Here is a 25,291-nt window from a genome sequence, read left to right as displayed (position 1 = left end):
GGCGCGGCTTGCCGCGTCGGCTGGCGTAGTCAGTCGCCTGGCCGTGGGTTGGACCGCGCGGACGGGGCCGCCGGCGGCGGTCGGGCCTAGGTCTTCGGCGTCGGCGCGCGGCGCCGCGCAGTCCGCCGACGGGGTCTTCAGCGCCGGCTCGAACGCCACCACCTGCCGCGCCGGCTCGTCGCGCCGCGGCTCGGCCTTCGGCTTGGCGGGGCCCCAACTGGCCGCGACAAAGACGCCGCAGCCGGCGACGAGGGCGGCCAGGACGACGGCCTTGCCGGTCATGCCCGAACCCAGGCGTCCGGCGATGGGCGAGATCGAGCGTTCAAAGGCGGGTGGCGCGGGCCTGGGTTCCTCAAAGGGCGGGCCCGCACCGTGCGGTTCGGCGGCGTCGGTCATGGCTTGGACGCTCCCTGATCGGTTCGCTGGACGTCGGGCGCGGCCGTCCCGGTCCCGGGGTTGACGCCGTAGGGCTCGAAGGCCTGGTTGTAGATGCAGAGGACGTCGCGCCCGCGCCGTAGCCGAAGCTGACGAACCACGGCGTGAACCACGACGAACTCGCCGCGCACATCGAAGGGGATCAGGCTCTCGGTCCCGCTCGATTCCACCTGGTAGACGGCCGGGACCTGCTGGTTGGCCGGAAAGCGGAGGACGGTGAAGCGCCCATTGTCGGAGACTTCTGAAGGCTGCAGCGCGCTCGCGCCCTGGACGCCGTAATTCAGGTTGCGCCGTCCCTCCACCACCGCGCGGTCGAGTTTCAGCTCGATGATGCGACGCTCCAGCGCGGCGGCCTGCGCCGTCAGCGCCGAGGCCGCCGCAAGCTTCTCGTCCTGCGGATAGCGGAAGCGCAGGCCGAAGACGGTATCGGGCGTGTTCCGCGCCGAAGAGCCGGCCCGCGTCGACAGCTCGAAGGTGTAGTTGCGGGTCTCGCCGCCGCGGCTGGTGGTGACGATCAGATTGGTCGGTGGCCGGGCGGCCTTCGGCTTGACGAAGAGGATGTTCTTCTCCGCCGCCGCGTCCCACCCGGTGGCGTCTCCGACCGCCACGTGAAGGATGGTCTCATCGGCGCCCAGCAGGATCTGGGTGGCCGTGCGAAAGACCCCGGTGACCTTCACCACCGCCCACGGGTCATAGTCGACGATCTTGATCCGCGGATCGGACGGGCCGGATTTCGGGGTATCCAGCGCGAAGGCGGGCGCGGCGGCGAGAACCGCCGCTACCGCGAAGACGGCGCCGAGGGCTTTCATCGCACCACCTCCGGGTCGGCCCGGTAGCTGGTCACCTGGAATCCCAGCGGGTTGCGAAGACGGTCGGCCTCGCCCATCGGCGCGCGGGTGTAGCTGTAGGCCACCGTGGCGATCCAATCGCTCTCGGTCACCTGCTGGCTCTGGCGCACGATCCGGTGGAAGCGGACGTTGGCGACTCCGTCAGAGACGAAGCTCACAGCCCGGATATCGATCTGCGCCTCGCCGGCCGGACCGTAGATCACCTGGGGGCTCTGCGGATTGGCCGGGCGGAAGGCGTCGGCCCAGCGCTGCTGCTCAGCGGCCGTCGACATGATCGAGACCTGGCGGAAATTGGCCTCGGCGGCCGGGGCGAGCCAGCCCTCCCGCGACCGGACGTATTGCGCCAGGAAATGCTTGGTGACCGCCTCGTCATAGGTGAGCGGCTTCTCGGACCTCAGCGCCGTCATGACATCGACGGCGCCGGTGGTGCGATCCACCCGGACAACGAACGGCTCGACGCTCTTCAGCGGCGCAAGCGAGGCGACCGCGCCGATCGCCACAGTGGCCGCGAGGGAGGCGAACGCCGCCACGCCCCAGGCCAGGCGACGCGAACGCTCCGCGCTGCGAAGCTGATCGGCATTCCAGCCTTTCGCCTCGGCGAAATAGCCCTTCAGATCGCTTTCGGCGGTCATGCGCGGCAGCTCCCGAACGACGCCGGCGAACCAATGGCGGACAGGGCCTTCGGCTTGGGTTCAGCAGCGCCAGGCGGCGCGGATGTCCTGACTTCGGTGGCGGCTGGCGCCAGGACGGTCCCGTAGGGATTGCCCGGCCGCAGATGCTTGCCATCGCAGACGGCGAGTTTTCCGCCACCGGTCGACGAACAGGCGGCCAGGGCGAGGGACGCCGAGATCATAAGGACAGCGACCCGCATCACGCGCGACCTCCAGCTGGACGAATGGAGCCCCCGCCCCGCGGCGCGCTGCGGCTTGCCTCTTGCGGCCCCTGCGGCGCGCCGGCCCGGGGTACGCCACTCAGGGAGGCGGCGTTGGCGAAGTCGGCCAGGCCTGCGCTGGCCCCGCCCGCGATCCCTGCGGCGATAGCTGGGGTCTGCAGGAAGAAAATCGCGCCGAGCAGGCACAGGGCGACAAACAACAGGCCGCCGGCCATGGGATCGGAGCCATCGATGTTGCCCCACTGCTGGGCGACAAGCGACAGGATCAGCTGGAAGACGGTGATGATCAGCGCGAAGAGGACGAGGTAGTTCACCGCCTGGCTGAGCCAGCCGAAGAAGAACCGCCGGGTCGCGTCGAAGAGGGCGCAGGCCACGAAGATCGGGCCGAGCGCCACGAGCAAGGCCAGCGCGACCTTGGCGATCAGGACCACCCCGAAGCCGATGGCGGCGGCAAGCGCGCCTACGATGTAGACCACGGCGCCGAGGATCCATGGCCCGAAGTCGATCGGGGTGGCCTCCTTGGTGATCTTCTCGGCGAGGTAGGCCGCGCGGTTGAAAAACTGATCGAAGGCCGAGCCGACGTCGGGGACGCCTGACCCGCTCACCGCCTGGGTCAGCGTGTCGGGCAGGACGTGGAACAGGGGCTGGGTGACGTAGGTCGAATAGGCGACCGTGGTGGCCAGCATGTAGATGAAGGCCAGCTTGATGCTGCGCACCACGAAATCCATGAACGGCTCCTGGATCGCGCCGCGCAGGATCGCGAAACCGTAGAGCAGCACGTAGAGCACCAGGGCGGCCCGGAGCGGGCCGGACACCTGGGCCATCACCGAGCCGGCGCGCTCGTTCAGGAAGACGTCGAGCTTACTGTCGACGAACTGATAGGCGGGCTGGAAGATGTGCAGCGTCTCAGCCACGGGACTCAGAACCCCTTGCGGTAGGCGTCCATCCGCGCGTCGCGCTTAGCGGCGGCGACGCCGGCCTGGGCGTTGACGCACTCCTGGCCGCGATGGGCGCCGGTTTGGCAGTCCGCCACCACCTTCGCGGCCTCTTCTTGATGAGCCTGGAAATAGCTGGCGCTACGCGGTTCTGGTGAGCAGGCCGCGAGGCCTGCGAGCGTCAGGCCGAGGACCAACCGGCGCATCACTGGAACCCCTGCTTGTAGGCGGCCATGCGCGCCCCGCGGGCCGCCAGCATCCGTTCGCGATCGCGCTGAGCCTGCAGCCGGTCCTCCGCCGCCTGGGCCATGGCGATGCCCTGCAGGCGCATCTGATCGTTGGCGATCATCGCCTGTTCGGTGGTGGCGCGGGCCTGCAGGTCCATGACGGCTCGGGCGTTGGGCGCCGTGTCGATCGCGGCTTGAAGATCCTTCAGCCCCTCCAGGCGCTCGGCGCCGGCGTCGGTGACGCTCCGACCCAAAGCCAGGTCGCGGGCCGCACGCTGGCCCGCCGCCTCGAGATCGGCGCCAAGCGGATCGTCGGGCGAAGCGGTGTAGAGCCGGTTGGCGGAGCGGATGGCGTCGGCCTTGGCGCCAATGGCGCCAAGGGCCGAGAAGTCCCCCTTGGTGACCGCACTCAGGGCCGATGTGTCCGGGAGGAAGGACCGCAGCGACGGCACGCCGAGCGCGCTGGCGATCTTGCTCACGCCCGAGGCGTCGTTGAGGCTTGAGAACAGTTGCTGGCCTTGAGTGACCTGGGTCTTCAGCTCGTTGAGCTGGTTCACGGCCGTGGTCGCCTGCTGGATCAGCTTGGCGTAGCTGGTGGCATCGTAGACCGCGAGCTGGGCATGGGCGGCTGAGCTCCCCAAGGTGACGACGCCGACAAGGGCGAAAGTGATCAACGGCCGCTTCATGGGATCATCCTGCGTTCGCGGTGGAAGGGTTCGAGCCAGTCCTTGGGGTCGTCGCCGACGCGGGCCCGGATACGGTCGAGGAGATCGACCGTCTCGGTCCGGCCGGAGAGCACGGCCAGCTGGTCGTCCAGCCCGTCGAGGCGCAGCTCGGCGACCACGGAATTGAGCCCCTGCTTGATCAGGAACTGCCGCGACTCCGGGGCCAGCTCCTCGCGCACCAGGGCGAACTCGCGCCGGGTAAGACCGAAGCCCTCGATGTAGTCGCGCTCCGCCGCATGGGCGTTCGGCAGGAAGATCTTGGTGGCGCATTGCTCAAGGATGGTGTGGGCGATCGGCGAGCGGAGCACGTCGGCCGGCGACTGCGTGCCGAACACCATGAAGGCGTTCTGCTTGCGGTAGGTCTTCAGCCCATCCTGGGCGAGGCCGCGGAAGGCCTCGTCGCCGAGCGCCTTCCAGAATTCGTCGATGTCGATGACCAGGCGGCGACCGTCGACCAGGGCGGCAAGCCGGTGGAACAGGTACATCATCATCGGCGTGCGGACCTCGGCGTTGTCCAGCACATGGGTCATATCGAAGCCGAGGAAGCGGGCGTCCAGGCCCAGCGCGTCTGCTTCATTGTCGAGCACCCAGCCGAGCGCGCCGCCCCGGCACCACTTTTCTAGTCGGGCGCCGACGCCGCCGGCGTCGCGCTGGCCGAGGAGCGCGCGCAGCGCCGACAGGGATCGCTGAGCGGGCGGCAGCGGGCCCAAGGCGACGACAGCCTGGTCGATAGCGTGCTCTTCCTGAACCGACAGCGGCCGCTCGCTCGCGCCGACCAGCTGTCGGATCAACTGGCCGAGGAAGGCGGCGTTGGCCGGCGTGAAGTCGAGGGCCTTGAGCGGCGCGAACCCTGTCGGCTCGCCATTACGAAGGGTCAGGTAGGTCCCGCCGCAGGCGCGGACGAAGATCTCCGCGCCACGGTCCTTGTCGATGAAGACCTGCTGGGCGCCGAACTTCTCCAGCGCCGCCAGCATGAAGTTCTGCACCACGGTCTTCCCCGAGCCGGACGGCCCGCAAATGAAGGTGTGGCCGAGGTCGCCGACGTGGAAGTTGAAGTGGAAGGGCGAGCCCGCCGAGGTGCGCAGCACCGCCACCGCCGGACCCCAGTGGTTGCCCTCTGCCCGGCCAGCCGGATGGGTGTGGAAGGGGGCCAGCGCCGCGAAGTTGCGCGAGGTGATCGCGGCCGGTCGCACACGCCGGCTGAAGTTTCCGGGAAACTGCGCCCAGAAGGCCGCCTCGAGCGCAAGGTCCTCGCGCGCGGTGACAAGGCCAGAGTCGGCCAGGAGCGCGCGGGCGCTGGAGAGGTTATCTGCGAGCTGGCGCGGGTCGTCGCCGTAGACCAGCACGGAGGCCTGGTGGTCGCCCATGGCGAAGCGGTTCGACATCAGGTCGTCCAGTGCGTCCCCGAGCCCCGTGATCTGCGAGGCGGCGCGGTCCCGGGCCGAGAGCATCTGGTTCTGTTTGCGCTCCATCACCGCGCGGGCCGCCGACTTCGATAGGAAGGTGAAGGACTGGCTGGCGACGAAGGCGAAGCGTGCCGAGAGCAGCCCGTTCCAGAGTCCCGGACGGGTGACAGCGGGGTATTCCTTCACCCCGAACATGCCGGCGAAACGCGCGTCCGCAACGTCTCGGATCTCCAGGGCCTCACGACCAAAGATGACACGCGCCGAATAGATCGCCGAGCCGAGATGCCCGCGGATCAAGGGCACGCGCTCGCGTCGTCCCGTCAGGACGAGCCGCAACACTTCGAGGGGCTCGGAGAACCAGCCGCCGTCCCGCTCGTAGAGGCCAAGCGTCCGAACGCCGTAGCGGCTGAGGTACTGCGCCAGGTCCCGCCCGGCGTCCTGCAGCCGCCTGACCGCCTCCTCCTCGTCGGCGTCGGATCGGCGGCGCTTGGCGATCCAGGCGCCTGCGCGCTCGGTGGCGTCGCGACCCGGATGCAGGATCAGGGTCACATAGAGCTCGTTGACGAACATCTGCGTCGCGCCAAGCCGCGCGCGGTACTGGGCGTCGAGATCGACGGCGAAGTCGGAGCGGAACGCGCCGTCCGGGTAACCCTCATGGCGCCGCCGGACCAGGTGATGCCAGACGGCCAGATGATCGTTGGCGAGGTTGCGCCAGGTGCCGTTGAGCTTGGCGTGCCAGTCGTTCAGGTCGCGCACATCGGCCGTCTCGAAACTGGCCCCGTCGAGTTGGAACGTGACCATCAAGGCCTGGGTGTCGAGGCCGATGATCTCTCCGGTCAGGTGGCGGGCATACGGGAGCGCGCCTCGTGGATCGAGGTCGCGCCCGAGCGTTGCTTCCCTCGCCCGAGGCTGGAGCAGGAAGTCACCCACGAAGCACCTCGGCGGCGACGTAGCGGCGCTTCAGCGGGAGCGGGGTGGAGGAGCTGCCGCCCCAGGTCGCGCCGTTGCGGGCGCGGCCCTTGGTGTCGACGAACATCCACAGCACGCGGAAGGCGTTGTGGTCGTGCTTGCAGACGGCCCGGAACACGAGGTGGACCGCGGGCGCGATGAGGAGATAGGCGGGCGAGTGCGCAGCCAGGAAGACCGTCGCGGTCACCATGACGTTGAGGCCCATGGCCTCCATCGGCACGCCGGCGACCATGGCCGGCCGCGTGCAGGCCAGAAACAGGGTGTCTTCGGTCAGACGTTCGTCGGCCTCGGCGGACATTTCATCAGGCTCCGCCGCCACCGCCGCCCGTGATCAGATCGACGATTCCCGCCGCGCTGAAGATCACGATGATGCCGACGACCACCGTTCCGGCGCGGCGCATGTCCAGGTGCCCGAACATCCACGCGATGCCGGTGATGATGATGGCGATCACCGCCAGCCCGCGGATGACGTTGCTGTTGAGCAGATCGATGATGTTCTGGATGAAGCTGCCGATGTTGCCGCCGACGCCGGACGATTGGGCGAAGGCGGGGCTGGCGCTGGCCAAGGCTATCACCCCCGCCAAGGCCAGGCGGCCAATAAGACGCCTATTGCTGTGCACGCTCACTGGAGACCTCCGGGCGATGTGTTGGAGAGGGTCGTAACGAAGCTCCCGGGGCTGCGAGAGGCTTCGCCGAACACGTCCCACGCCGGTTGTGGCGGGATCTCAGGCGGGACTTGGGGTTCGGACTCTGGGGCCGCTTGCAGGCTTGCGCCGCCAATCGCTGGCACGATCCGCCCGGCCGCAGCCGTGACCTTGCCGACGTAGCCATTGCTGATCCCACGGATGGGATGGCCGGTGTTGTAGTAGGACAGCGCCGTCCTGAGAGCCGCCTGTTCACCCACGCGCCCGGCAGCGCTCCGCATGTAACCGTCCTGCAGGATGCGCGCCGCGGCCCTCAAGTTCGTGCAGGGCTCGAACACCTCCCGCAGGCTAAGGCCAAGCCAGGACAGGTTCTTGCTGTTGATCTGCGCAAGGCCGAGATCGATGCTTCGGCCGGCAGCGATGAGCGCGCCGGCTTTCGCGACCGCGTCATCGAACGAGGCCGGTGCGACCGCGATACGCGGGGCGCCATTGACCCCGATCGCGAGAGGATTGAACCGGCTTTCGACCTGAACCACAGACAGGAGGGTCTGAGGCGCGATGGTCGGGGCGCATTGCGCGGCCAGAGCAAGAGCGGCAGCGAGGCTGAGGGTCATGTCTGGCGCCTGGCGGTGAAGGCTTCAACGAGAGGCCTCTTCAAGGCCTCGACCGTGATGTTGGCCGGACGGCGTCAGAGCTGCGAGGCGCAAGCCTACCCATCCGGAGGGCGTAGGTTTACGGCGCATGCCCGGTGATGAGGCCAAGTTCCCGGGCTCGCACGACGGCCTGGACCCGCGTCTTCACACCGAGGTGGCCACAGACTTTGATGATGTGCTTCTCGACGGTCCGGCCGGAGAGCCCAAGGATCGCGCCGATGTCCGTCGCGCTCTTGCCCTCCTGGACCCAGGCCAAGCACTGAAGCTGTCGTTCAGTAATCAGACGCGCTGAAAACGGATGGTGTTCCGCTTCAAAATGCTGGCGAAACGACCGGGGCTCATCCCGGAAGGAATTACTCTGGCTAGCCACTCTACCGAACTCCTAGTCAGGTCTGCCCCCCAACTAGACCGGTTAAGCGCGCAAAAAGGCGCGTGCGCGGAACGGCCAAGCGCCTGAGCTCAACGGCTCGTAGGCATCGCTAGCAACACCACTACCGATTGATTCCCGACAACCGACAGGCGCGTCAATTCCGTAGGAATGCGGACCGCGCTTCTACGGAGGCGGGTCCGAAAGAAGGCCCAGCTTCACCGCTTTGGCGACAGCTTGTGTACGATTGCGAACCTTCAAGCGCGCACAGGCCTCGCTGACATACTGGTCGACGGTGCGGAACGACAGCCCAAGTCTGGCTGCGATTTCTGACGACGTGTGCCCCGCAGCCGCAAGGCGCAGGCACTCTATTTGACGGGGGCTAAGCTGCGGTTCGACCGGCTCAGGCACTGGCGGTTCTCGATGAGTTTAGACGCACGAGAATCGCATCCCCATTGCCTTGTTCTTATCTGGCGATCTTGAAACGTGACCTAACGTAAATCAACCTTGCAGTGTTGTGGTTCCGCCTCTCGCGCATCGGCTGAGCGCAGAGGTCTTTGGGACCAAGTTGATCGACGCTCGAGCACTGCCTGAGGGACCTATGCCGAGGCCGGCGAGCAGATGCGCCAGGCCTTCGACGGGCCCAAGCCTGGGAAAGAACGCTGGCGCGCTTCTGCATGGAAGCCAAAGCGCGGCGGATCCAGGGCCGCCCATAAAGGCAAAGCCTGCGCGCTGTCGCGCCTGTGCGCAGCGCGCAGGTGCGTTCGCGCCCACCCCTGCGTGCCTTGCTACGAAGTCGCTGCCTCCATATGCAGGAAGGATGACGAAGCTTGCCGCGCTTCTCCTGTGCGCCCTCGCATTTCTGTTCCTGGACGGGAGTCTCAGCAGTGCCTTCGCTCACGGCGTGGCTGACGGCGACAAGGGCTTCATCCAGGAGAGTTCGGGGCCGCTGATCGGCCCCTTCATCTACCTTGGCGCCAAGCACATGGTCACTGGCTACGACCACCTGCTCTTCCTGTTCGGGGTGATCTTCTTTCTCTACCGCCTGAAGGACGTAAGCATCTACGTCACGATGTTCGCCATCGGCCACTCGGCGACTCTGCTGCTGGGCGTCCTCACCGGTACGAACGTCAGCAGCTATCTGGTCGATGCCGTCATCGGGCTCTCGGTGGTCTACAAGGCGCTCGACAACATGGGCGCCTACCAACGCTGGTTCGGGGTGCAGCCGAACACCAAGGCGGCTACCCTGATCTTCGGCCTGTTCCACGGCTTCGGCCTGGCCACCAAGCTGCAGGACTTCGAGCTCGATCCGAACGGCCTCGTAGCCAACCTGATCGCCTTCAACGTCGGCGTGGAGATCGGCCAGATCCTGGCGCTCACCGCCATCCTCATCGCCATGGGCTTCTGGCGTCGGACTGCGAGCTTCTGGCGCCACGCCTACTTCGCCAACGTCGTGCTGATGGCCCTGGGCTTCGTGCTCACCGGCTACCAGTTGGTCGGCTACTTCGCCGCCTGATCCGGAGCGCTTGCCATGTACGATGCGGAAAGGCCCCTTGCCTCCGAACTGCCGTCCTCCGCCAGGCTTCTGCGGTCCACCGCCATGGCCGCGGGCGTGGCCGGCGTCCTCTTGGTCACCACGGTCCTTCCCGCCGAGTACGCCATCGATCCCACCGGCATCGGGCGCCTGCTGGGCCTGACCCAGATGGGCGAGGTCAAGGTCGCCCTGGCCGCGGAGGCGGAACTGGCCGACGCTCAACCCGTACCGCAGTCCGCCCCGGCCACGGCGCTTGCCACCGCCCAAGTCGCTGCGCCGGCTGCCGGCGCGACGCCGCACCCGCCTCACGAGGTCAGCCTCACCCTCGCGCCGAACCAAGCCGCTGAGATCAAGGTGGAGATGCGCAAGGGCGCCACGATCCGCTACCTCTGGTCGACGGATGGTCCGCGCGTGAATTTCGACACTCACGGCGATGGCGCAGGCATCAAGTACCACGGCTACGCCAAGGGCTCCGAGGTCCGCAGCCAGGGGTCGCTGACCGCCGCGTTCGACGGATCTCACGGCTGGTATTGGCGGAACCGGTCCGGCCAGTCGGCGACAGTCACTTTGCGGGTGGACGGGGACTACATCCGAGTCAAACGGGTGGTGTGATTTCTGCCAACGTCGGTCGCTAACATTGGGCGCGCAAATGCGCGCGTTGCCACTACAGCGCCAGCATCCTAAGGAAGGCTCATGAGACGCGGCCTGATGCTGCCGGTACGAGCCTGGCTCGCGACGCTTTGCGTGGCGCTCTCAGTCGTGGCCTCCGGGTCGTCGGCGGCCAGCTTAGTCGATCGCGTCCAACACGCGGCTCAGGTCACCCACGAGCATGCCGTGCCACTCACGCTTACCGAGGCCGACGAAGATCATCATGCCGATCACCCCAGGGACGGTGACCACGGCGATGCTGCTGACGAGTCTTCCGACGACAATCAGACGGGTCCCGCCCATCACCATCACGGAGATGGGCCTTCAGGCTCCCTCACCCTCACTGGAGAGACCTCTGTCCTGGTATCGACCGGCGAAGCGTCCCTGACGCCTCCGCGGGCCGCCGGGGTCAGAGGCGTACGTCCTGGAGGGCTGGAACGCCCTCCGAAACCGATCGCAATCCGCGTCTGAACGCCCGCGTCCCGCGACGCGGCGCGCCCTTTCACGACCGTTTGCGAGACATCTCCCATGCCCATGTTCCCCGGCGCACGCCGGCCCCGGCGCATCCGCGCCTGGTTGGCCGGCACAGCGCTGACGGCTAGCTTGATGGCCGCCTCCAGCGCGGGCGCCCAGACGCCTGCGCCGTCGCTCAGCCTCTCGGAAGCCCTGTCGCGCGCCGCGGCTTACGATCCCAGCCGCGCCGCGCTGGCCGCCCGGGTTCTCGCGGGCGAAGCCGCGATCCGGCAGACCGGTCTCAAGCCCAACCCGAGCATCGGGATCGAGCTCGAGAACTTCGCCGGCACGGGCGCCTATTCCCTTGCCGACCGCACCGAGGCCACGGTCTCGTACCAGCAGACCCTGGAGCGCGGCGGCAAGCGTGACGCGCGCACCGGCCTGGCGCGCGGCCAGCTGGAGGTGGCGCGATGGCGCGGCGCGGTTCGCGCGCTGGATGTCCTGCGCGACGTGCAGATCGCCTATGCCGAGGCCCTGGCCGCCGACGCCGAACTGGTGGTCGCCGAGGCCCGGCTGGTCGCGGCGCACGGCGCGCAACGCGAGGTCGAGCGGCGGGTGAAGAGCGCACGCGATCCCTTGTTCGCCGGCAGCCGGGCGGAAGCCGTCACCGCCCAGGCGGAGATCGCCCGCGACGAGGCCCGCGCCGCCGCCGAGGCCGCCCGCGCTCGGCTGGCCGCCTATTGGGGGGCCGGGGCCAACTACAGCCTGGACGTAAAGGCCTATTTCGAGGTCTCGCCGCCGGTCGCCCCCGCGACGGCCGAGGTCGCCGACCTGCAGCTCCTCGCCGCCGAGCGGGACGTGGCCGTCGCCGCGATCCGGGTCGAGCAGGCCAAGGCCGTGACCGATCCGACGGTCCGCGCCGGCGTCCGCTACCTCGGCCAGGGCGACGACGTGGCCTTCGTGGTCGGCGGCTCCATTCCGCTGCGGCGCTACGACACCAACAGGGCCGGCGTCGAACGCGCCCAGGCCGAACGCACCGCCGCCGAGGTGGAGATCGAGGCGGCGCGGCTCGCGCGGGAACGCGACATCGCCCAGCTGACCCGCCGCATGACCGCCTCTGCCCGCGAGTCGGAGCGGATCCGAACGGAGGTGATCCCCGCCGCGATCCGTGCCGTCGAACAGGTGCGCGCGGGCTTCAACCGCGGGGGCTTCCAGTACCTCGACGTCGCCGAGGCCGAACGCGCGCTCTTCGACGCGCGCGCCCGGCGCCTCGTCGTTCTCAGGCAATTCCACCTCGACCAGGCTGCCCTCGACCGGGTCACTGGCCGCCATGCCGCCCTCGTCACCCAGACCGCCAGCGCGGAGCCCCGCCGATGATTTCCCCGACCCTCAAGCGCGCCACGGCGCCGTTGCTCATCCTGATGGCTGGCCTGGCGCTGGCGGGCTGCGGCGAGCGCGCCAAGCCGGCGGAAGCCCCGGGCCATGCGGCCGCGCCCGACTATGAACGCGGCCCGCATCGCGGCCGCCTGCTGCGCGACGGCGACTTCGCCCTGGAGATGACCATCTTCGAGGACGGCGTGCCGCCCGAGTTCCACGTCTACCTCTACCGCAAGGACAAGCCCCTCGATCCCCGGCAGGCCCAGGTCACCGTCGAGCTGGGCCGGTTGGGCGGCAGGGTCGATCGGTTCGCCTTCGCACCCGTCCAGGACTATCTGCGCGGCGGCGGGGTGGTGAACGAGCCGCATTCGTTCGACGTCAAGGTGACGGCGGTCGAAGGGGGGCGGACCCACCGCTGGTCCTACGCCTCCTACGAGGGCCGCACCACATTCTCGGCCCAGGCCGCGCAAGCGGGCGGCGTGAAGACGGAGCGCGCCGGGCCCGTCACCATCGCCGAGCTCGTCGACCTGCCCGGTCGGATCGAGATCGCGCCGGAGGGCAAGGCCGAGGTCCGTGCCTGGTACCCTGGACGGGTCATGTCGCTGTCGGGTGAGGTGGGCCAAGCTGTGCGTAAGGGCCAGGTGCTGGCGCGCGTGGAGTCGAGCAACAGCCTGCAGACCTACGCGATCCCGTCGCCGATCTCTGGCGTCATCGTCGAGAAGACCGCCAATGTCGGAGGCGTAGCCGGAGAGCAACCGCTCTACGTCGTGGCCGATCCGAACCGCCTCTACGCCGGGTTCTTTGTTTACCCGCGCGACGCCGAACGGGTGCGCGTCGGGCAGGCCGTCGAAGTCCGCAGCCTGTCCGGGGATGCGCGGCTGACCAGCCGCGTCCAGGCGGTGCTACCGACCGCCGACATCGCCAGCCAGACGCTGATGGCGCGGGTGCCAATTCAAGGCGGCGAAGCATGGCGGCCAGGCCTCGGCGTCGAGGGGGCCTTCGCGGTCAACACAGTGCGGGTCCCGCTGGCGGTGCGCACCAAGGGCCTGCAGCGGTTCCGCGACTTCACCGTGGTCTTCGCCAAGGTGGGGAACACCTATGAGGTGCGGATGCTCGAACCGGGTCGCAAAACCGCCGAATGGACCGAGGTCCTGGGCGGACTCGAGCCCGGCACGGAATATGTGACCGACGGCGCCTTCCTCATCCGCGCGGACATCGACAAGTCCGGCGCGAGCCACGACCACTAGGGCGCACCGCACCATGCTCGAACGCCCAGCCCTTCTGGAAAGAATCGTCGCGCTCTCGATCCGTTACCGCTGGCTCGTGCTGGCGCTCGTGTTCCTCAGCGCCGGTATCGGCGTCTGGAGCTTCCAGCGGCTGCCCATCGACGCCACGCCGGACATCACCAACGTCCAGGTGCAGATCAACACCGAGGCGCCTGGCTTCTCGCCGCTGGAGTCGGAACAGCGCATCACCTTCCCGGTGGAGACGGCCATCGCCGGCATCCCCGGGCTGCAATACACACGCTCGGTTTCGCGCTACGGCCTCAGCCAGGTCACGGTCGTCTTCAAGGACGGGACCGACATCTACTTCGCCCGGCAACTGGTCAATGAGCGGCTCCAGGCGGCGCGCAGTCAGCTCCCGCCGAGCCTGACACCGGAACTCGGTCCGATCGCCACGGGGCTGGGCGAGATCTTCATGTACACCCTGGAGGTCAAGCCCGGCGCACGTAAACCCGACGGCAGCGCCTACTCGCCGGAGGACCTGCGCACCTTGCAGGACTGGGTGATCCGACCGCAGCTGCGCAACACGCCCGGCGTCACCGAGGTCAACACCATCGGCGGCTTCGAGCGGCAGTATCACGTGACCCCCCTGCCCCAACGCCTGTCGGCCTACGGGCTGACCATGGGCGACGTGATCGCAGCCCTGGGCTCCAACAACGCCAACGTCGGCGCCGGCTACGTCGAGCGCTACGGCGAGCAGTACCTCGTCCGGGTGCCCGGCCAGGCCAGCGGCCTCGACGACCTGCGGGGCATCATCGTCACCAACCGCGGCGGCGCACCGATCCGGGTCGGCGACGTCGCCGACGTCGGTATGGGCGAGGAGCTGCGCACCGGCGCGGCCACCGAGAACGGCCAGGAGGTGGTCCTGGGCACGGTCTTCATGCTGGTCGGCGAGAACAGCCGCACCGTGGCCAGGGCCGCGGCGGAACGCCTGCAGGAAGCGGCCAAGGCATTGCCGGCCGGCGTCACGGCGGAGGCGGTCTACGACCGCACCGAACTGGTCGACCGCGCGATCGCCACCGTCGAGAAAAACCTGCTGGAAGGCGCGCTGCTGGTCATCGTGGTGCTGTTCCTGCTGCTCGGGAACTTCCGGGCGGCGCTGATCACCGCCGCGATCATTCCCTTCTCGATGCTGCTGACCATCAGCGGCATGGTCCAGACGCGCGTATCCGGCAATCTCATGAGCCTGGGCGCCCTGGATTTCGGCCTGATCGTCGACGGCGCCGTGATCATCGTCGAGAACTGCCTGCGTCGCTTTGGGCAAGCCCAGCAACGGCTCGGCCGCGTGCTGACCCGCGACGAGCGCTTCGCCCTGACCGCCACCGCGACGGACGAGGTGATCCGGCCGTCCCTGTTCGGCGTCCTGATCATCACGCTCGTCTACGTGCCGATCTTCGCGCTCACCGGCGTGGAAGGTAAGATGTTCCACCCGATGGCCATCACCGTGGTCATCGCCCTGACCGCAGCGATGCTCCTGTCGCTGACCTTCGTCCCGGCCGCGGTCGCCCTGTTCGTCACCGGAAAGGTGGAGGAGACCGAGAGCCGCGTCATGCGCTGCGCGCGGCGGCTCTACGCGCCGGCCCTGGACCTGGCGCTGCGCCTGCGGATGGTCTTCGTCGCCGCCGCGGTCGGGCTCGTGCTCGTCGCCGGCTTCGCGGCCAGCCGCATGGGGTCGGAGTTCGTGCCCAACCTCGACGAGGGGGATATCGCGCTGCACGCCCTGCGGATCCCCGGCACCAGCCTGACCCAGGCGATCCGCATGCAGACGGCGCTCGAGGCCCGCATCAAGCAGTTCCCGGAGGTCGAGCGCGTCGTCGCCAAGATGGGCACCGCCGAGGTGGCGACGGACCCCATGCCACCCTCCGTGGCCGACACCTTCATCATGCTGAAGGACCGAAAAGACTGGCCAGACCCCCGCAAGTCGCGCGCCAAGCTGCTGGCCGAACTGCAGACCGCCGTGGCCGCGGTTCCAGGCAACAACTACGAGTTCACCCAGCCCATTCAGATGCGCTTCAACGAACTGCTGTCCGGGGTCCGGGCCGACGTCGCAGTCAAGGTGTTCGGCGACGACCTGGAGCAGCTCCTGGAGATCGGCAAGTCCGTGGAGGCCGTCGTCGGCGGCATCGAGGGCGCCCAGGACGTCAGCGTCGAGCAGATCACCGGCCTGCCGGTCCTGCAGATCACCCCGGACCGCGCCGCCCTGGCCCGCCTGGGCCTCAACGTGGACGATGTCCAGGAGGTGGTCCAGGCCTCGCTCGGCGGCGCTGTGGCCGGGCAGATCTTCGAGGGGGACCGGCGGTTCGACGTGGTCGTCCGACTGCCAGAGGCCATCCGCAGCAACGTCGACGAGATCGGCCGCCTGCGCGTCCCGCTCCCCGCGACGGCGGCGGGCTCACGGGCCTTCGTACCGCTCGCGGACGTCGCCCGGATCGAGGTGGAGATCGGCCCCAACCAGATCGGCCGCGAGAACGGCAAGCGCCGGGTGGTCGTGACCGCCAACGTCCGCGGGCGCGACCTCGGCTCGTTCATCCAGGAGGTGCAGACGAAGGTGGGCGCGGAGGTGGAGCTCCCCAGCGGCTACTGGGTGAGCTACGGCGGCACCTTCGAACAGCTGATCTCCGCGGCCAAGCGGCTGCAGCTGGTCGTGCCGGCAGCGCTGCTGCTGATCTTCGGACTGCTCTACGCGCTGTTCCGATCGATGAAGGACGCGGCCATCGTCTTCTCGGGCGTGCCGTTGGCGTTGACCGGGGGCGTCGCGGCCTTGATGTTCCGAGGGCTCCCGCTCTCGATCTCGGCCGGCATCGGCTTCATCGCGCTCTCCGGCGTGGCGGTGCTGAACGGGGTGGTGATGGTCAGCTTCATCCGCACCCTCCTCACGGAAGGGCGGTCCCTGGACGACGCGATCCGCGAGGGTGCGCTCACGCGGCTGCGGCCGGTCCTGATGACGGCGCTGGTGGCCAGCCTCGGTTTCGTCCCGATGGCCTTCAACGTGGGCGCCGGGGCCGAGGTGCAGCGACCGCTCGCCACGGTGGTCATCGGCGGGGTTATCTCATCCACGCTGCTGACCCTCCTCGTCCTGCCTGCGCTCTATGCCCTGGTCCATCGAAGGCGCCCGTCAGCGTCCCTTGACCGACCGGCGCACTCGGCGCCCGGCTAACGCCTCAACGTCGAGGATCCGATGGCGCAACTGAGAAGCTACCTGGCCTGGCCCGGCGCGCCGCTGGCGATCGCATCGGCGGCGCTTTTTGGGGCGAGCACGCCGCTGGCCAAGGCCCTGCTCGGCGAAGGGGTTAGCCCCTGGCTGCTGGCGGCGCTGCTTTACCTGGGCTCGGGCTTCGGCCTGGCGATCCTGCACTATGGACGCAAGGTGGTCGGCGTCCCTTCGCAGGAGGTCCCGCTGGCGCGCGCAGACTGGGGCTGGATGGCGCTGGTGGTGCTGGCGGGCGGCGTGGCGGGTCCCCTGATGCTCATGTTGGGCCTCGCAACCACCTCGGCGGCGAGCACGGCCTTGCTGCTGAACCTCGAGGGCCTGGCCACCATGGCGATCGCCTGGATGGTCTTCCGGGAAAACGTCGACCGCCGGCTGCTGCTTGGGGCGGCCGCGATCCTGGCCGGGGCCGTGCTGCTCTCCTGGCAGGGAGACGCCGGCATGGGCGGCCTTGGCACGGGGTCGGTGCTCATCGCCGGGGCCTGCCTGGCCTGGGGCGTGGACAACAACCTGACCCGCAAGATAAGCGCCTCGGATCCGGTGCAGATCGCCATGGTGAAAGGGCTGGTCGCGGGCGTCGTCAATCTTGTGGTGGCGCTGTCCGCGGGCGCACGTCTCCCGGACCCCGGGCTGCTCGCCGGCGCCGGCCTTGTCGGGTTCCTGGGCTATGGAGTGAGTCTGGTGCTCTTCGTCCTGGCCTTGCGCTTCCTGGGCACGGCGCGGACCGGCGCCTACTTCTCGGCCGCGCCCTTCATCGGCGCGCTACTGGCCCTGCTATTGTTCCCCGAGCCGGTCACCTGGCGACTGGCCGCCGCGGCGGTGCTGATGGCGGTGGGCCTCTACCTCCACTTGGTCGAGCGTCACGACCACGCGCATGAACACTCACCGCTGGCGCACGAGCATCCGCACCGCCACGACGCGCACCACCAGCACGTTCACGGGCCGGGGGATCCGTCCGGCGAACCGCACACCCATCGCCACCGGCATGGGCGACTGCGCCATGCCCATCCGCACTATCCGGACCTGCACCATCGGCACGACCACTCCGGCTAGCCAGACGCCTTACGGAGCGGGCCCCTCTCGCTCTCAGCGACAGGCCCGGCACTCCCCGCGGATTTCGAGGATGACGGACCGCACGACAAAACCCGCCGGAGCCAGGCCCCAGTCGTCCAGGTGACGCAACAGCTCCTCCGTCCGCCCGCAGCGGTCGCAGATCAGGAACGCCGCGGCGTGCGGATCGTCAGGCGCGGCGCAGGCCACGTAGGCTTTCCGGCTCTCGACCCGATGCGCCAGGCCCATGGCGACCAGGAAGTCCAAGGCGCGGTAGACCGTTGGCGGCCCCACGTAGCGAGCGCCGCGCTTGAGCGCGGCCATCAGCTCATAGGCCGTTCGCGGCGTAGCCGCCGCCAGGAGCAGTTCGTAAGTCCGTCGGCGCGGTGCGGTCCAGGTCTGGCCTCGCGCCTCGCATCGCGCTTCCGCCTCGGCGAGGGCCGCCTTCTGGGCGGCCATCGATCGTGTCGGTCGAGGAACCGTCTGGCCTGCTGTCATGGTTCACTCAAGAGGGCGTCGCCGGCCCGACCCCTAGCGCGCCAGGTCCCTCACAGAGCAGCACGAGATCGCTGGGCAGAGGCAGCGGCTTCGTTGGCGGTACGTCGGCGCCGCCAGTGTTCCCCACGGGGAGCCGATCCATCCACGACAGCAGGCCTCCTGCAGCAAGGCGAAGAATCTGACCGCGGATCTCACGCGCATCGCGTCGGCGCCATCCGATGCGCAACATCATCCAGTGCGTCCAGGAATGCGCCCCGGCCCATGGCTGGCCAAGGATATGAGCGCGTTCAAGCCGATAGAAGGCTTCCGCCAAATCACCTCTGGCGAAGGCGATCCTCGCAAGGATGGCTTCACGGTCGTAAGCCTCCCGGCGCGCCGTGGTCTTTGTCATCGCCACGCTCCTTCCATCTGATGTCCCGCCGGAACAAGGCGCGGACGGCGCTCTACTGCAACGGCGATTTCCCTGGCGCGCCTCGGGACAGTTCCTTTGATATGTCCAGGACCAGTTGCTCCGCCGCCTCGGCGGTGAACGCCAGATCAAGGACGGGTGTCTGATCCTTTTCAAACCGGACCATCAGCACGTCGATCCCTTCGCGCGTACTGGCTCTGCCGATGGACCACGAGGTCGGAACGAACGGCTGGGCGCCGGCGTGGGAAGCCGCGGCCTGCTCGGAGCCTAGCCACGCCAGCTGGTTACGGTGGGCCGCGCTCCCGGCGGCCATCAGGGCGGCCATCAGCTTCTGAAAGTGAGTGGAGGGAAAGAGAACACTCACCTTGTCGCCGGCTGCCAGGAGCAACTCCAGCCCGACATGGTCGCCCTTCTCAGTGCTGCCGACGACGCCGATACCTTCAGCGATAATCGCGACCGTCTCGCCATCAGCCCCCGATGACTTGCTCCGCTGTCGCCCTGCCACCACTCGCCCCACCTCGCCGACCGTGAAGCCATCGTAGCCTAACTGCCTCGACGGTGCTCGATCGAACAGGCGTCGTGTTCGGCGCTTGCTCCTCTAGGGGCTGGAGGATCCATAAAGCGTGTCATTGTGGCTCGCAGGTGCGAAGATGACCCAAACAAAAGTTCAAGGCGCCGCGCCGAACGCCTCGATACTTGCAGTCTTCTGGCTCCCGAGCGGGACCTTCCTTCTGCACACGCTCGAGGAACTCCCGGACTTCCCGGCGTGGGTCAGCACGCACTTCGGCGCCATGGGCCTGCTGGAATTCGCGGCCATCCACATTCCTTTGATCGGGGTCGTCCTATGGACGTCCTACCGCGCACAGGACCCTGACAGCCCCTGGGGTTGGCGGTTCATGGCCTACGCCTTCCAATGGCAATTTGCGTTCAACGCGCTGTTCCATCTGAGCGCTTCGGCGATCTTCGGGGACTACTCGCCGGGAATGGTGACCGCTGCAACAGTGGCGCTTCCGGCGACCGCTTTCCTGACCCTGTTCAACCGACGGCATGGGCTCCTCCCCAGCGGCGCCGCACTCGGGGCCGTCGGCGTTGGTGCGGTTATAGCTCTTGCGGCCGTCGCGTTCCTGTTCATCTAGAGATCCAACGAGCGGTCCTGCGGGCCCGCCACACCCGCATCCGAGAGACGGCATGAGTCCGGACCCCCTCCATCTGCTTCGCGTGTACACGGACATCACGGCGACGCGCGACGGCCTGCCGTACTGGAAAATTCTGATCGACCGGGCTCGCGCCATGGGCCTCTCGAACGCCGCGGTGCTGCAGGTGCTCGATGCATTCGGCCCGGCGGCGATCGTGCATGGGGCCAAGGCGGTGGACTTGGAGCCTGGCCGGCACGTCGTTGTCGAAGTGACCGACCGCGAATCCGCACTCCGCGCCTTCCACGACACCCTCGAGATCTCCGACGACACCGGTTTGGTGACGTTGGAGCGTATTGGCGTCGTCGGCTACGGCGGTCATCGTCACCGATCGAGTGCAGACTAGGACGGCTAGACTCAGTGGACTTGGCGACAGCGGCCACAGCCGACGCGAATTTTTGGTAGCGCGACCAACCCTGCGTCAATTCTGGCACACTGGTTCGGTACCGTTCGAGGACAGACGGCTGCTGCTGTCGTCACTCGCATTCAAGGCGTAGGAAGCCGGTCGATCAGTTCTTCCAAGCCAGCGCCATAGGCTTCCCGAAGCGCCATCCAGTAGGGATCGTGCACCTCAATCGTCTTGACGTCTTCACTGCTGAAACTGTCGGTCACGTAGCTCAGAAGGTCTATCGGCATTCCCACGGAGACGTTGCTGCGTAGAGTCGCATCGAACGACAGCAGGGCCAGCTTGGCCGCTTCCTCCAAGCTGGTCTCAATCGTCAGGGCCCGCACGAGGATCGGCTTGCCATACTTCGTTTCGCCCAGTTGCAAGAAGGGCGCCCGGTCAGTCGCCTCGATCACATTTCCAGCGGCATAGATCTGGAAGAGGCGCGGAGCCTCGCCGGCCATCTGACCGCCCACCAGGAAGCCGGCTGCGGCGTCGCCATAGGGGGCCACAAAGCGACCATCGCGATCGATCACCGCCCGCAAGACCGCGCCGACGATGCCCGCCACCTCGAACAGGGTCTTTGCCGCCGAGAGATCGAGGCCAGGCTGGCCGGAGCCCGCCATTTCCCGCAACGTGCTGACGACAGCCTGGGTGGTCGCCAGATTCCCTGACGACATGATCGCAACCGCGCATCCGGCCGCAGTCGGGAGAAAGGCCAGCTTGCGCACCTGCGTCACCTGATCGACGCCCGCGTTCGATCGCGAGTCCGACGCGAGCACCAACCCGCCGCGCAAGAGAATTCCTAGGCAGTATGTCATCGGTCCCGCCGGCAGTTCGCATTGCGCCCAACCTCGGGGTGGGAGCCAAACGCGTCAAGGCGCCTCCCCTTCGCATCGAATACCGCTACGCGGCGTTTGAGATGCAACCTTCGCCGTGAGAGTGGCCATGACAGCGACGACGAGCCAAAGCGGCGGACTGGCGAAAACGCTCGGGTTTGGTCGGCTGTCCTTGTACGGCATCGGCACGATTATCGGCGCCGGAATCTATGCGGTGATTGGCCCGGCCGCGGGCGCCGCCGGCGAGGCTATCTGGGTCAGTTTTGTGGTTGCCGCCGTGATCTCCGCCTTTTCGGGCCTTTCCTACGCGGAGCTCGCCTCGGCAATGCCCAGCGCCGGGGCCGAGCACAGCTTCCTGCGCCAAGCGCTGCCGAAGGCGCCAGCCGTCGCTTTTGCCGTTGGACTGTTCATTGCTGTTCACGGCGCCGCCACCTTCGCCACGGTCGGCCTGACCTTCGGCAACTACCTGCAGACCATTGTCGCGATGCCCCCTGTCCTGATCGCGTTGGGTCTGATGGCGGTCGCCACGCTGATCAACATCGCGGGCGTGACCAAGGCCTCTTCTGTAAGCGCCGTGCTGACGACCATCCAGGTTCTCTGCCTGATCGGGTTCGCGGTGTTTGCCTTCAGCCTCAAGGGCGCGGAGCTGCCGTCGAAGATTGCGCCGCCGCAGGACTGGGGCGGGGTGCTCCAAGGGGCGGCGATCGTGTTCTTTATCTACTCCGGCTACGAGCACATGGCGACGCTCTCGGAGGAGGCGAAGGATCCAGGTCGCGACATCTGGCGCGCCTTCATGGTCGCCCTTTGTGTGACGACTGCGGTCTATATCGTGGTGATCTTCGGCGTCCTGGCCCTGGTCGATCCGCGCAGCATCGCGTCATCAGATTTTCCCCTCGTCGCGGCGGCTGGCCAACTCGGCCGATGGGCAGCGGTGATCATCACCGGGGCCGCCCTGCTCGCGACCGCGAACGCTGTGCTCAATGCGTCGATTTCCGGCAGCCGCCTGCTGTTCGGCATGGCTCGAGCCGGCGACCTCCCGAAGGCGCTGCAGCGCACGCTCGGCAAGAGCAAGAGCCCGTGGATCGGCGCCTGCGTCATGTTGGCCGCGGCGTGCATCTTCGCCATCCTGGGCGAGGTGAAGTTCGTCGCCAGCCTCTCCTCGCTTGGCGTCACCCTGGTGTTCGCCAGCGTGAACGCTGCCGTCATCATCCTGCGCTATACCAAGCCGGATCTGAAACGTCCGTTCAAGGTTCCCTCGATCGGGCGCTTTCCCATTACGGCCGGACTTGGCGTTGCGACATCCCTGCTTCTTGCAGCGCAATATGAGTGGAAGGTTTACCTGACGTTTGTGATCGCCATCCTGGCCGGGGCTGTCCCCTACGCGCTCGTTCGCCGTCGATCGGCGGCTTAACGTCCCGCGATCCTTAGGCGAACAACCTTGCCGTCCGAGTTAGCGGTCATAGTCGGAGCCTAGGGCGTTTGGTTCGACGGACCGCTAGCGTCCGGTCTGTGGAAGCATTTCCACCACGACGGCTTCTGATCGCCGAGCTGGCGGTCGACGGGACATGGGCGCCTGCGGAGGCTCCGGCCGGATTTTCTTGCAGACGAACTCCAAGGCATTGCGCTCCGCGCCGTGCGACGAAACGCTGCGCCAAGCCGGCGGGGTCCGCTCACGCCGGATGTACTCGCCGGTGTCCGCGCGCAGGATTCGTTCCACGATCTCGTAACGGTCACGCTCGCAGTCCCAGTCCCACGTCTCCTCAAGCTTCGCGACGCTGCGTCCATCCTCGAGCCGCGTGGACGCGAGTTCCCGGGAAATGAAGACGCGCTGGTAGCCGTGGCCATGATGGTCATGCTGACTGGCGAGATCGATCAGCAGCCGGCCGTCCTTCGTCGCCCCGACGGGCAGCAGGCTGCGCTCCGCGGCCTCGGCAGGCACGCCAAGCGCGCTAACCAGACACACGGCAAGGAGGATGTTCGATCTCACGGCGCTCAACTCGGCCTACAACCAGCACGATGGCGGGCAGACTAGCACGTCGCGGCAGCCTCGTGGCGTAGTGCAACGCACTCCGCCTTTGCCTCCGAACGCATGGCGGAACGCCAACCGCCTCGCAACAGGGGAAGGGCAAGCGGATGAACATCTCGACGGAAGACACGCTGTGCAAACCCCCAACTTTCGGTATGCAGAGGTGGTGCAGGGGCCCGGCAGATTGAGAAAACATCAGGGGGCGCTTCTCGCCGTGGGGCTCACGGTCTGTCTGGCCGGGCCCGCCGCCGCGCACGCGATCGGCGGCTCCGACGCCGCCTTCGTCGCGGCCACGCGTGGACCCGACCCCTTTCCTTTCCTCTACCTCGGCGCCAAACACATGGTGACGGGTTACGACCACCTCCTGTTCCTGGTGGGCGTTATCTTCTTCCTCTTTCGGCTGCGCCAGATCGCGCTCTACGTAAGCCTCTTCTCCCTCGGCCATTCGATCACCCTCCTCGCCGGTGTCTACTTCGGCCTGCACATCGACAGCCGTCTGGTCGACGCGGTGATCGGGCTGTCCGTCGCCTACAAGGCGTTCGACAATCTCGCAGGTTTCCAGTCGCTGTTTGGGGTGCAGCCGAACGCGAAGGCCGCGGTGCTCGGGTTCGGGCTCATCCATGGCTTCGGACTGGCCACCAAGCTCCAGGCGCTGAAGCTCAACCGGGAAGGGCTGCTGACAAACCTTGTTTCGTTCAATGTCGGCGTGGAGCTTGGCCAGCTCGTCGCCCTCTCGCTGATCCTTGTGGCCATGACCCTCTGGCGGCGCACAAGGACGTTCGAACCACTTGCGGCCGCCGCCAACCTGCTGCTCATGCTGGCCGGCTTTGTTCTGTGCGGTCAGCAGGTCGCCGACTTCATCTTCGGGGGACCAGTCGCATGACGGCAAATCTGCAACCGACCCGCCCGATGCCGCGCGGCCGCCTCCTCCTCGGGACGGTTGGAGCGGTGGTTGCGGCCATACTCATCGTCTGCGGTGGGATCTTGCCCGCGGAGTACAACGTCGACCCACTCGGGGTCGGGAAGCTCACGGGCATCGTCCGGCTATGGGCCCCTGAAGAGAAGACCGTCGGCACGCGCGCGGGTTCCGTGGCCTACGCGCGCGAGTACGATGTGCCCTACCGTCAGGACGTGGTGGAGGTTCCGCTCGGCGGCTTCCTGACCGGCGCCGAGAACTCCGAGCTTGAGTACAAGGTGCGGATGAAGAAGGGGGCGACGTTGACCTTTGCGTGGCAGGTCGCCGGCACGAGTGAGCCGCGCGACGTCCACTTCGACCAGCACGGCCACACCACTCCGAAGCCCGGCGAGACCATGTCGGTCGCCAGCTACAAGCAGGCGTTTGGCCTCAAGCAGCAGGGCGCCATCACGGCGCCGTTCGACGGCATCGAGGGATGGCAGTTTTCCAACTCGAGCGAAAACCCTATCGTGGTGAAGCTGCGATTGAGCGGCTTCTATGAATTGATTCCCGGCGGCCAGCCGGGCAACGAGGCAAACGTCATTGCCAATGTTCCTGCGGCGCAAGCCCGGCCGAACGCGCCGCTCGCGTCGAGAGCCGCGCCGTGAGCCAGTGCGGAGATTCGCAGTCGCCGTCCGAAGAGCCCGCTACAATGCAGGACAACACATCCGGCTGCCGGTAGGATCGGCTCTGCCGCCCCGGACGGTCCTCAATCGCACCGTGGGCAGGTCACAGCGGCTCGGCAGAGGTCTTGCGACCGTCCGCCTCATCGCTCGTCAACGGACGCGTTATGGAACCGGCTGTCTCGATCTCGATCGCCATCCTCCGCATCGGCGACGGCTGGCGTGTGATCTCCGACGGGGGTTCGGTGGGAGACTTTCCCTACCGGGTCGACGCGGAAGAGGCGGCGCTCAGGTTCGCCGCGGCGGCGGAAGGGAGCGGACGACCCGTCGAAATTCTCCTGCAGCAGCCTGGAGGCGAGCTGAGAAGCTTCGCGCGGAGTCACGCAGCCAAATAACCCCTCAGGGCTCGAGGCCTGAAAATCTGCGAAACCAGAAGTTTACGCATGCCCAGGCTCTGTCCCCGAGCAAAGTTATAGGTGTCTCCATCTAACGGGCGCATGATCCGGCTGTGTAATCGGGAGTGCAATCATCATGGCGTCGCCTATCCGTTCCGGCGCGACCTTGGTGATCGCGACTGGAATGCTGGGCGCCTGCGCGACCTATCCGCAGGCTCCGCAGCGGATCGCCTACTACGTCGTTCCCTGCGACACGCCAGGCGCCATCGTCACGGGCGGGCCGGATTCGCGCCCTTCCACCGCGACCGCCCCCC

29 protein-coding genes and 1 pseudogene are annotated in these 25,291 nt (G+C 67.6%); 12 read left to right on the top strand and 18 right to left on the bottom strand.

Annotated elements, in window-relative coordinates; all coding sequences use genetic code 11:
* From QZV94_RS08660 to QZV94_RS08605, 12 genes and pseudogenes are all read right to left on the bottom strand, one after another.
* Window positions 1–396: pseudogene (locus QZV94_RS08660) on the bottom strand (hypothetical protein); the annotation flags it as partial.
* On the bottom strand, window positions 393–1,244 hold the full coding sequence (gene virB9, locus QZV94_RS08655) for a P-type conjugative transfer protein VirB9 (RefSeq protein ID WP_293677414.1): 852 nt from the start codon (window positions 1,242–1,244) through the stop codon (window positions 393–395). The gene virB9 and the pseudogene QZV94_RS08660, both read right to left, overlap by 4 nt.
* Window positions 1,241–1,915 (bottom strand): virB8 family protein, encoded by a 675-nt coding sequence (locus tag QZV94_RS08650; protein ID WP_293677413.1) that lies wholly within the window; start codon window positions 1,913–1,915, stop codon window positions 1,241–1,243. The genes virB9 and QZV94_RS08650 overlap by 4 nt, the downstream gene beginning before the upstream one ends.
* A 238-nt stretch (window positions 1,916–2,153) precedes the next feature.
* Window positions 2,154–3,089, bottom strand: coding sequence for a type IV secretion system protein (locus QZV94_RS08645; RefSeq protein ID WP_293677412.1), 936 nt, complete (start codon window positions 3,087–3,089; stop codon window positions 2,154–2,156).
* 5 nt (window positions 3,090–3,094) lie between these two features.
* Complete coding sequence (locus QZV94_RS08640; protein ID WP_293677411.1) at window positions 3,095–3,316, bottom strand: EexN family lipoprotein; 222 nt, start codon at window positions 3,314–3,316, stop codon at window positions 3,095–3,097.
* Window positions 3,316–4,023: a type IV secretion system protein gene (locus QZV94_RS08635; protein WP_293677410.1), complete on the bottom strand. Its 708-nt coding sequence runs from the start codon at window positions 4,021–4,023 to the stop codon at window positions 3,316–3,318. Before QZV94_RS08635 ends, QZV94_RS08640 begins: the two co-directional genes overlap by 1 nt.
* A complete protein-coding gene (locus QZV94_RS08630; protein ID WP_293677409.1) occupies window positions 4,020–6,398 on the bottom strand; it encodes a VirB4 family type IV secretion/conjugal transfer ATPase in 2,379 nt (792 codons plus the stop codon). Before QZV94_RS08630 ends, QZV94_RS08635 begins: the two co-directional genes overlap by 4 nt.
* Entirely contained in the window at window positions 6,391–6,735 is a 345-nt protein-coding gene (locus tag QZV94_RS08625; protein WP_293677408.1) for a type IV secretion system protein VirB3, read from the bottom strand. The genes QZV94_RS08630 and QZV94_RS08625 overlap by 8 nt, the downstream gene beginning before the upstream one ends.
* 4 nt (window positions 6,736–6,739) lie before the next feature.
* Window positions 6,740–7,063, bottom strand: coding sequence for a TrbC/VirB2 family protein (locus QZV94_RS08620; protein ID WP_293677407.1), 324 nt, complete (start codon window positions 7,061–7,063; stop codon window positions 6,740–6,742).
* Entirely contained in the window at window positions 7,060–7,695 is a 636-nt protein-coding gene (locus tag QZV94_RS08615; protein WP_293677406.1) for a lytic transglycosylase domain-containing protein, read from the bottom strand. The genes QZV94_RS08620 and QZV94_RS08615 overlap by 4 nt, the downstream gene beginning before the upstream one ends.
* A 118-nt stretch (window positions 7,696–7,813) precedes the next feature.
* Window positions 7,814–8,104, bottom strand: coding sequence for a response regulator transcription factor (locus QZV94_RS08610; RefSeq protein ID WP_293677405.1), 291 nt, complete (start codon window positions 8,102–8,104; stop codon window positions 7,814–7,816).
* Window positions 8,105–8,287: 183 nt separating this feature from the next.
* Window positions 8,288–8,512 (bottom strand): helix-turn-helix transcriptional regulator, encoded by a 225-nt coding sequence (locus tag QZV94_RS08605; protein ID WP_293677404.1) that lies wholly within the window; start codon window positions 8,510–8,512, stop codon window positions 8,288–8,290.
* 409 nt (window positions 8,513–8,921) lie between these two features.
* Here QZV94_RS08605 and QZV94_RS08600 point away from each other — a divergent pair, with 409 nt between their 5' ends.
* Entirely contained in the window at window positions 8,922–9,617 is a 696-nt protein-coding gene (locus QZV94_RS08600) for a HupE/UreJ family protein (RefSeq protein WP_293677403.1), read from the top strand.
* Between the two features lie 15 nt (window positions 9,618–9,632).
* Window positions 9,633–10,247 (top strand): transmembrane anchor protein, encoded by a 615-nt coding sequence (locus tag QZV94_RS08595; RefSeq protein WP_293677402.1) that lies wholly within the window; start codon window positions 9,633–9,635, stop codon window positions 10,245–10,247.
* Between the two features lie 174 nt (window positions 10,248–10,421).
* On the opposite strand, the gene QZV94_RS08590 is transcribed toward QZV94_RS08595, so the two are convergent.
* The gene (locus tag QZV94_RS08590; RefSeq protein WP_293677401.1) at window positions 10,422–10,595 is read right to left on the bottom strand and encodes a hypothetical protein; all 174 of its coding nucleotides are present in this window, start codon (window positions 10,593–10,595) and stop codon (window positions 10,422–10,424) included.
* A gap of 216 nt (window positions 10,596–10,811) precedes the next feature.
* On the opposite strand from QZV94_RS08590, the gene QZV94_RS08585 reads away from it, so the two are divergent.
* Genes QZV94_RS08585 through QZV94_RS08570 form a run of 4 tightly spaced genes read left to right on the top strand, consistent with a single transcriptional unit; the run spans window position 10,812 to window position 17,657 of the window.
* A complete protein-coding gene (locus QZV94_RS08585; RefSeq protein WP_293677400.1) occupies window positions 10,812–12,113 on the top strand; it encodes a TolC family protein in 1,302 nt (433 codons plus the stop codon).
* Entirely contained in the window at window positions 12,110–13,360 is a 1,251-nt protein-coding gene (locus QZV94_RS08580; RefSeq protein ID WP_293677399.1) for an HlyD family efflux transporter periplasmic adaptor subunit, read from the top strand. Before QZV94_RS08585 ends, QZV94_RS08580 begins: the two co-directional genes overlap by 4 nt.
* Before the next feature lie 13 nt (window positions 13,361–13,373).
* Entirely contained in the window at window positions 13,374–16,553 is a 3,180-nt protein-coding gene (locus QZV94_RS08575; protein ID WP_293677398.1) for a CusA/CzcA family heavy metal efflux RND transporter, read from the top strand.
* A 21-nt stretch (window positions 16,554–16,574) separates the two neighbouring features.
* Window positions 16,575–17,657 carry a DMT family transporter gene (locus QZV94_RS08570; RefSeq protein ID WP_293677397.1) on the top strand — a complete coding sequence of 361 codons (1,083 nt, stop codon included), beginning with the start codon at window positions 16,575–16,577 and terminating at the stop codon, window positions 17,655–17,657.
* A 33-nt stretch (window positions 17,658–17,690) separates the two neighbouring features.
* Here the strand turns inward: QZV94_RS08570 and QZV94_RS08565 are convergent, their stop codons facing one another.
* Genes QZV94_RS08565 through QZV94_RS08555 form a run of 3 tightly spaced genes read right to left on the bottom strand, consistent with a single transcriptional unit; the run spans window position 17,691 to window position 19,069 of the window.
* Window positions 17,691–18,113, bottom strand: coding sequence for a Fur family transcriptional regulator (locus QZV94_RS08565; protein ID WP_293677396.1), 423 nt, complete (start codon window positions 18,111–18,113; stop codon window positions 17,691–17,693).
* Between the two features lie 46 nt (window positions 18,114–18,159).
* A complete protein-coding gene (locus tag QZV94_RS08560) occupies window positions 18,160–18,543 on the bottom strand; it encodes a DUF3703 domain-containing protein (protein WP_293677395.1) in 384 nt (127 codons plus the stop codon).
* 52 nt (window positions 18,544–18,595) lie between these two features.
* A complete protein-coding gene (locus QZV94_RS08555; protein WP_293677394.1) occupies window positions 18,596–19,069 on the bottom strand; it encodes a hypothetical protein in 474 nt (157 codons plus the stop codon).
* Window positions 19,070–19,211: 142 nt separating this feature from the next.
* On the opposite strand from QZV94_RS08555, the gene QZV94_RS08550 reads away from it, so the two are divergent.
* A complete protein-coding gene (locus QZV94_RS08550) occupies window positions 19,212–19,697 on the top strand; it encodes an HXXEE domain-containing protein (protein WP_293677393.1) in 486 nt (161 codons plus the stop codon).
* Window positions 19,698–19,749: 52 nt separating this feature from the next.
* A complete protein-coding gene (locus QZV94_RS08545; protein ID WP_293677392.1) occupies window positions 19,750–20,100 on the top strand; it encodes a DUF190 domain-containing protein in 351 nt (116 codons plus the stop codon).
* A 140-nt stretch (window positions 20,101–20,240) separates the two neighbouring features.
* Here the strand turns inward: QZV94_RS08545 and QZV94_RS08540 are convergent, their stop codons facing one another.
* A complete protein-coding gene (locus tag QZV94_RS08540; RefSeq protein WP_367254234.1) occupies window positions 20,241–20,936 on the bottom strand; it encodes a peptidase in 696 nt (231 codons plus the stop codon).
* A 151-nt stretch (window positions 20,937–21,087) separates the two neighbouring features.
* Here QZV94_RS08540 and QZV94_RS08535 point away from each other — a divergent pair, with 151 nt between their 5' ends.
* A complete protein-coding gene (locus tag QZV94_RS08535) occupies window positions 21,088–22,389 on the top strand; it encodes an APC family permease (RefSeq protein WP_293677390.1) in 1,302 nt (433 codons plus the stop codon).
* Between the two features lie 84 nt (window positions 22,390–22,473).
* Here the strand turns inward: QZV94_RS08535 and QZV94_RS08530 are convergent, their stop codons facing one another.
* Complete coding sequence (locus QZV94_RS08530; RefSeq protein WP_293677389.1) at window positions 22,474–22,965, bottom strand: hypothetical protein; 492 nt, start codon at window positions 22,963–22,965, stop codon at window positions 22,474–22,476.
* A gap of 298 nt (window positions 22,966–23,263) precedes the next feature.
* Here QZV94_RS08530 and QZV94_RS08525 point away from each other — a divergent pair, with 298 nt between their 5' ends.
* From QZV94_RS08525 to QZV94_RS08515, 3 genes are all read left to right on the top strand, one after another.
* Entirely contained in the window at window positions 23,264–23,887 is a 624-nt protein-coding gene (locus QZV94_RS08525) for a HupE/UreJ family protein (RefSeq protein ID WP_367254245.1), read from the top strand.
* Window positions 23,884–24,567: a hypothetical protein gene (locus QZV94_RS08520; protein ID WP_293677387.1), complete on the top strand. Its 684-nt coding sequence runs from the start codon at window positions 23,884–23,886 to the stop codon at window positions 24,565–24,567. Before QZV94_RS08525 ends, QZV94_RS08520 begins: the two co-directional genes overlap by 4 nt.
* A gap of 182 nt (window positions 24,568–24,749) precedes the next feature.
* Entirely contained in the window at window positions 24,750–24,977 is a 228-nt protein-coding gene (locus tag QZV94_RS08515; RefSeq protein ID WP_293677386.1) for a hypothetical protein, read from the top strand.
* Window positions 24,978–25,291: the final 314 nt, after the last annotated feature.

Origin of the sequence: uncultured Phenylobacterium sp. (assembly GCF_902826855.1) — a bacterium.
Taxonomy (GTDB): Bacteria; Pseudomonadota; Alphaproteobacteria; order Caulobacterales; family Caulobacteraceae; genus Phenylobacterium.
Note: the sequence above shows the minus strand (reverse complement) of the source record. Positions and strands in the feature narration are given on the sequence as shown.

Bases quoted from the DNA above. Each gene is read 5' to 3' on its own strand.
- QZV94_RS08625 (WP_293677408.1), bottom strand. From the start codon at position 6,735: ATGTCCGCCGAGGCCGACGAACGTCTGACCGAAGACACCCTGTTTCTG.
- QZV94_RS08635 (WP_293677410.1), bottom strand. From the start codon at position 4,023: ATGAAGCGGCCGTTGATCACTTTCGCCCTTGTCGGCGTCGTCACCTTG.
- QZV94_RS08550 (WP_293677393.1), top strand. From the start codon at position 19,212: ATGACCCAAACAAAAGTTCAAGGCGCCGCGCCGAACGCCTCGATACTT.
- QZV94_RS08570 (WP_293677397.1), top strand. From the start codon at position 16,575: ATGGCGCAACTGAGAAGCTACCTGGCCTGGCCCGGCGCGCCGCTGGCG.
- QZV94_RS08515 (WP_293677386.1), top strand. From the start codon at position 24,750: ATGGAACCGGCTGTCTCGATCTCGATCGCCATCCTCCGCATCGGCGAC.
- QZV94_RS08640 (WP_293677411.1), bottom strand. From the start codon at position 3,316: ATGCGCCGGTTGGTCCTCGGCCTGACGCTCGCAGGCCTCGCGGCCTGC.
- QZV94_RS08650 (WP_293677413.1), bottom strand. From the start codon at position 1,915: ATGACCGCCGAAAGCGATCTGAAGGGCTATTTCGCCGAGGCGAAAGGC.
- QZV94_RS08600 (WP_293677403.1), top strand. From the start codon at position 8,922: ATGACGAAGCTTGCCGCGCTTCTCCTGTGCGCCCTCGCATTTCTGTTC.
- QZV94_RS08575 (WP_293677398.1), top strand. From the start codon at position 13,374: ATGCTCGAACGCCCAGCCCTTCTGGAAAGAATCGTCGCGCTCTCGATC.
- QZV94_RS08560 (WP_293677395.1), bottom strand. From the start codon at position 18,543: ATGACAAAGACCACGGCGCGCCGGGAGGCTTACGACCGTGAAGCCATC.
- QZV94_RS08535 (WP_293677390.1), top strand. From the start codon at position 21,088: ATGACAGCGACGACGAGCCAAAGCGGCGGACTGGCGAAAACGCTCGGG.
- QZV94_RS08520 (WP_293677387.1), top strand. From the start codon at position 23,884: ATGACGGCAAATCTGCAACCGACCCGCCCGATGCCGCGCGGCCGCCTC.
- QZV94_RS08580 (WP_293677399.1), top strand. From the start codon at position 12,110: ATGATTTCCCCGACCCTCAAGCGCGCCACGGCGCCGTTGCTCATCCTG.
- QZV94_RS08565 (WP_293677396.1), bottom strand. From the start codon at position 18,113: ATGGCCGCCCAGAAGGCGGCCCTCGCCGAGGCGGAAGCGCGATGCGAG.
- QZV94_RS08595 (WP_293677402.1), top strand. From the start codon at position 9,633: ATGTACGATGCGGAAAGGCCCCTTGCCTCCGAACTGCCGTCCTCCGCC.
- virB9 (WP_293677414.1), bottom strand. From the start codon at position 1,244: ATGAAAGCCCTCGGCGCCGTCTTCGCGGTAGCGGCGGTTCTCGCCGCC.
- QZV94_RS08615 (WP_293677406.1), bottom strand. From the start codon at position 7,695: ATGACCCTCAGCCTCGCTGCCGCTCTTGCTCTGGCCGCGCAATGCGCC.
- QZV94_RS08545 (WP_293677392.1), top strand. From the start codon at position 19,750: ATGAGTCCGGACCCCCTCCATCTGCTTCGCGTGTACACGGACATCACG.
- QZV94_RS08585 (WP_293677400.1), top strand. From the start codon at position 10,812: ATGCCCATGTTCCCCGGCGCACGCCGGCCCCGGCGCATCCGCGCCTGG.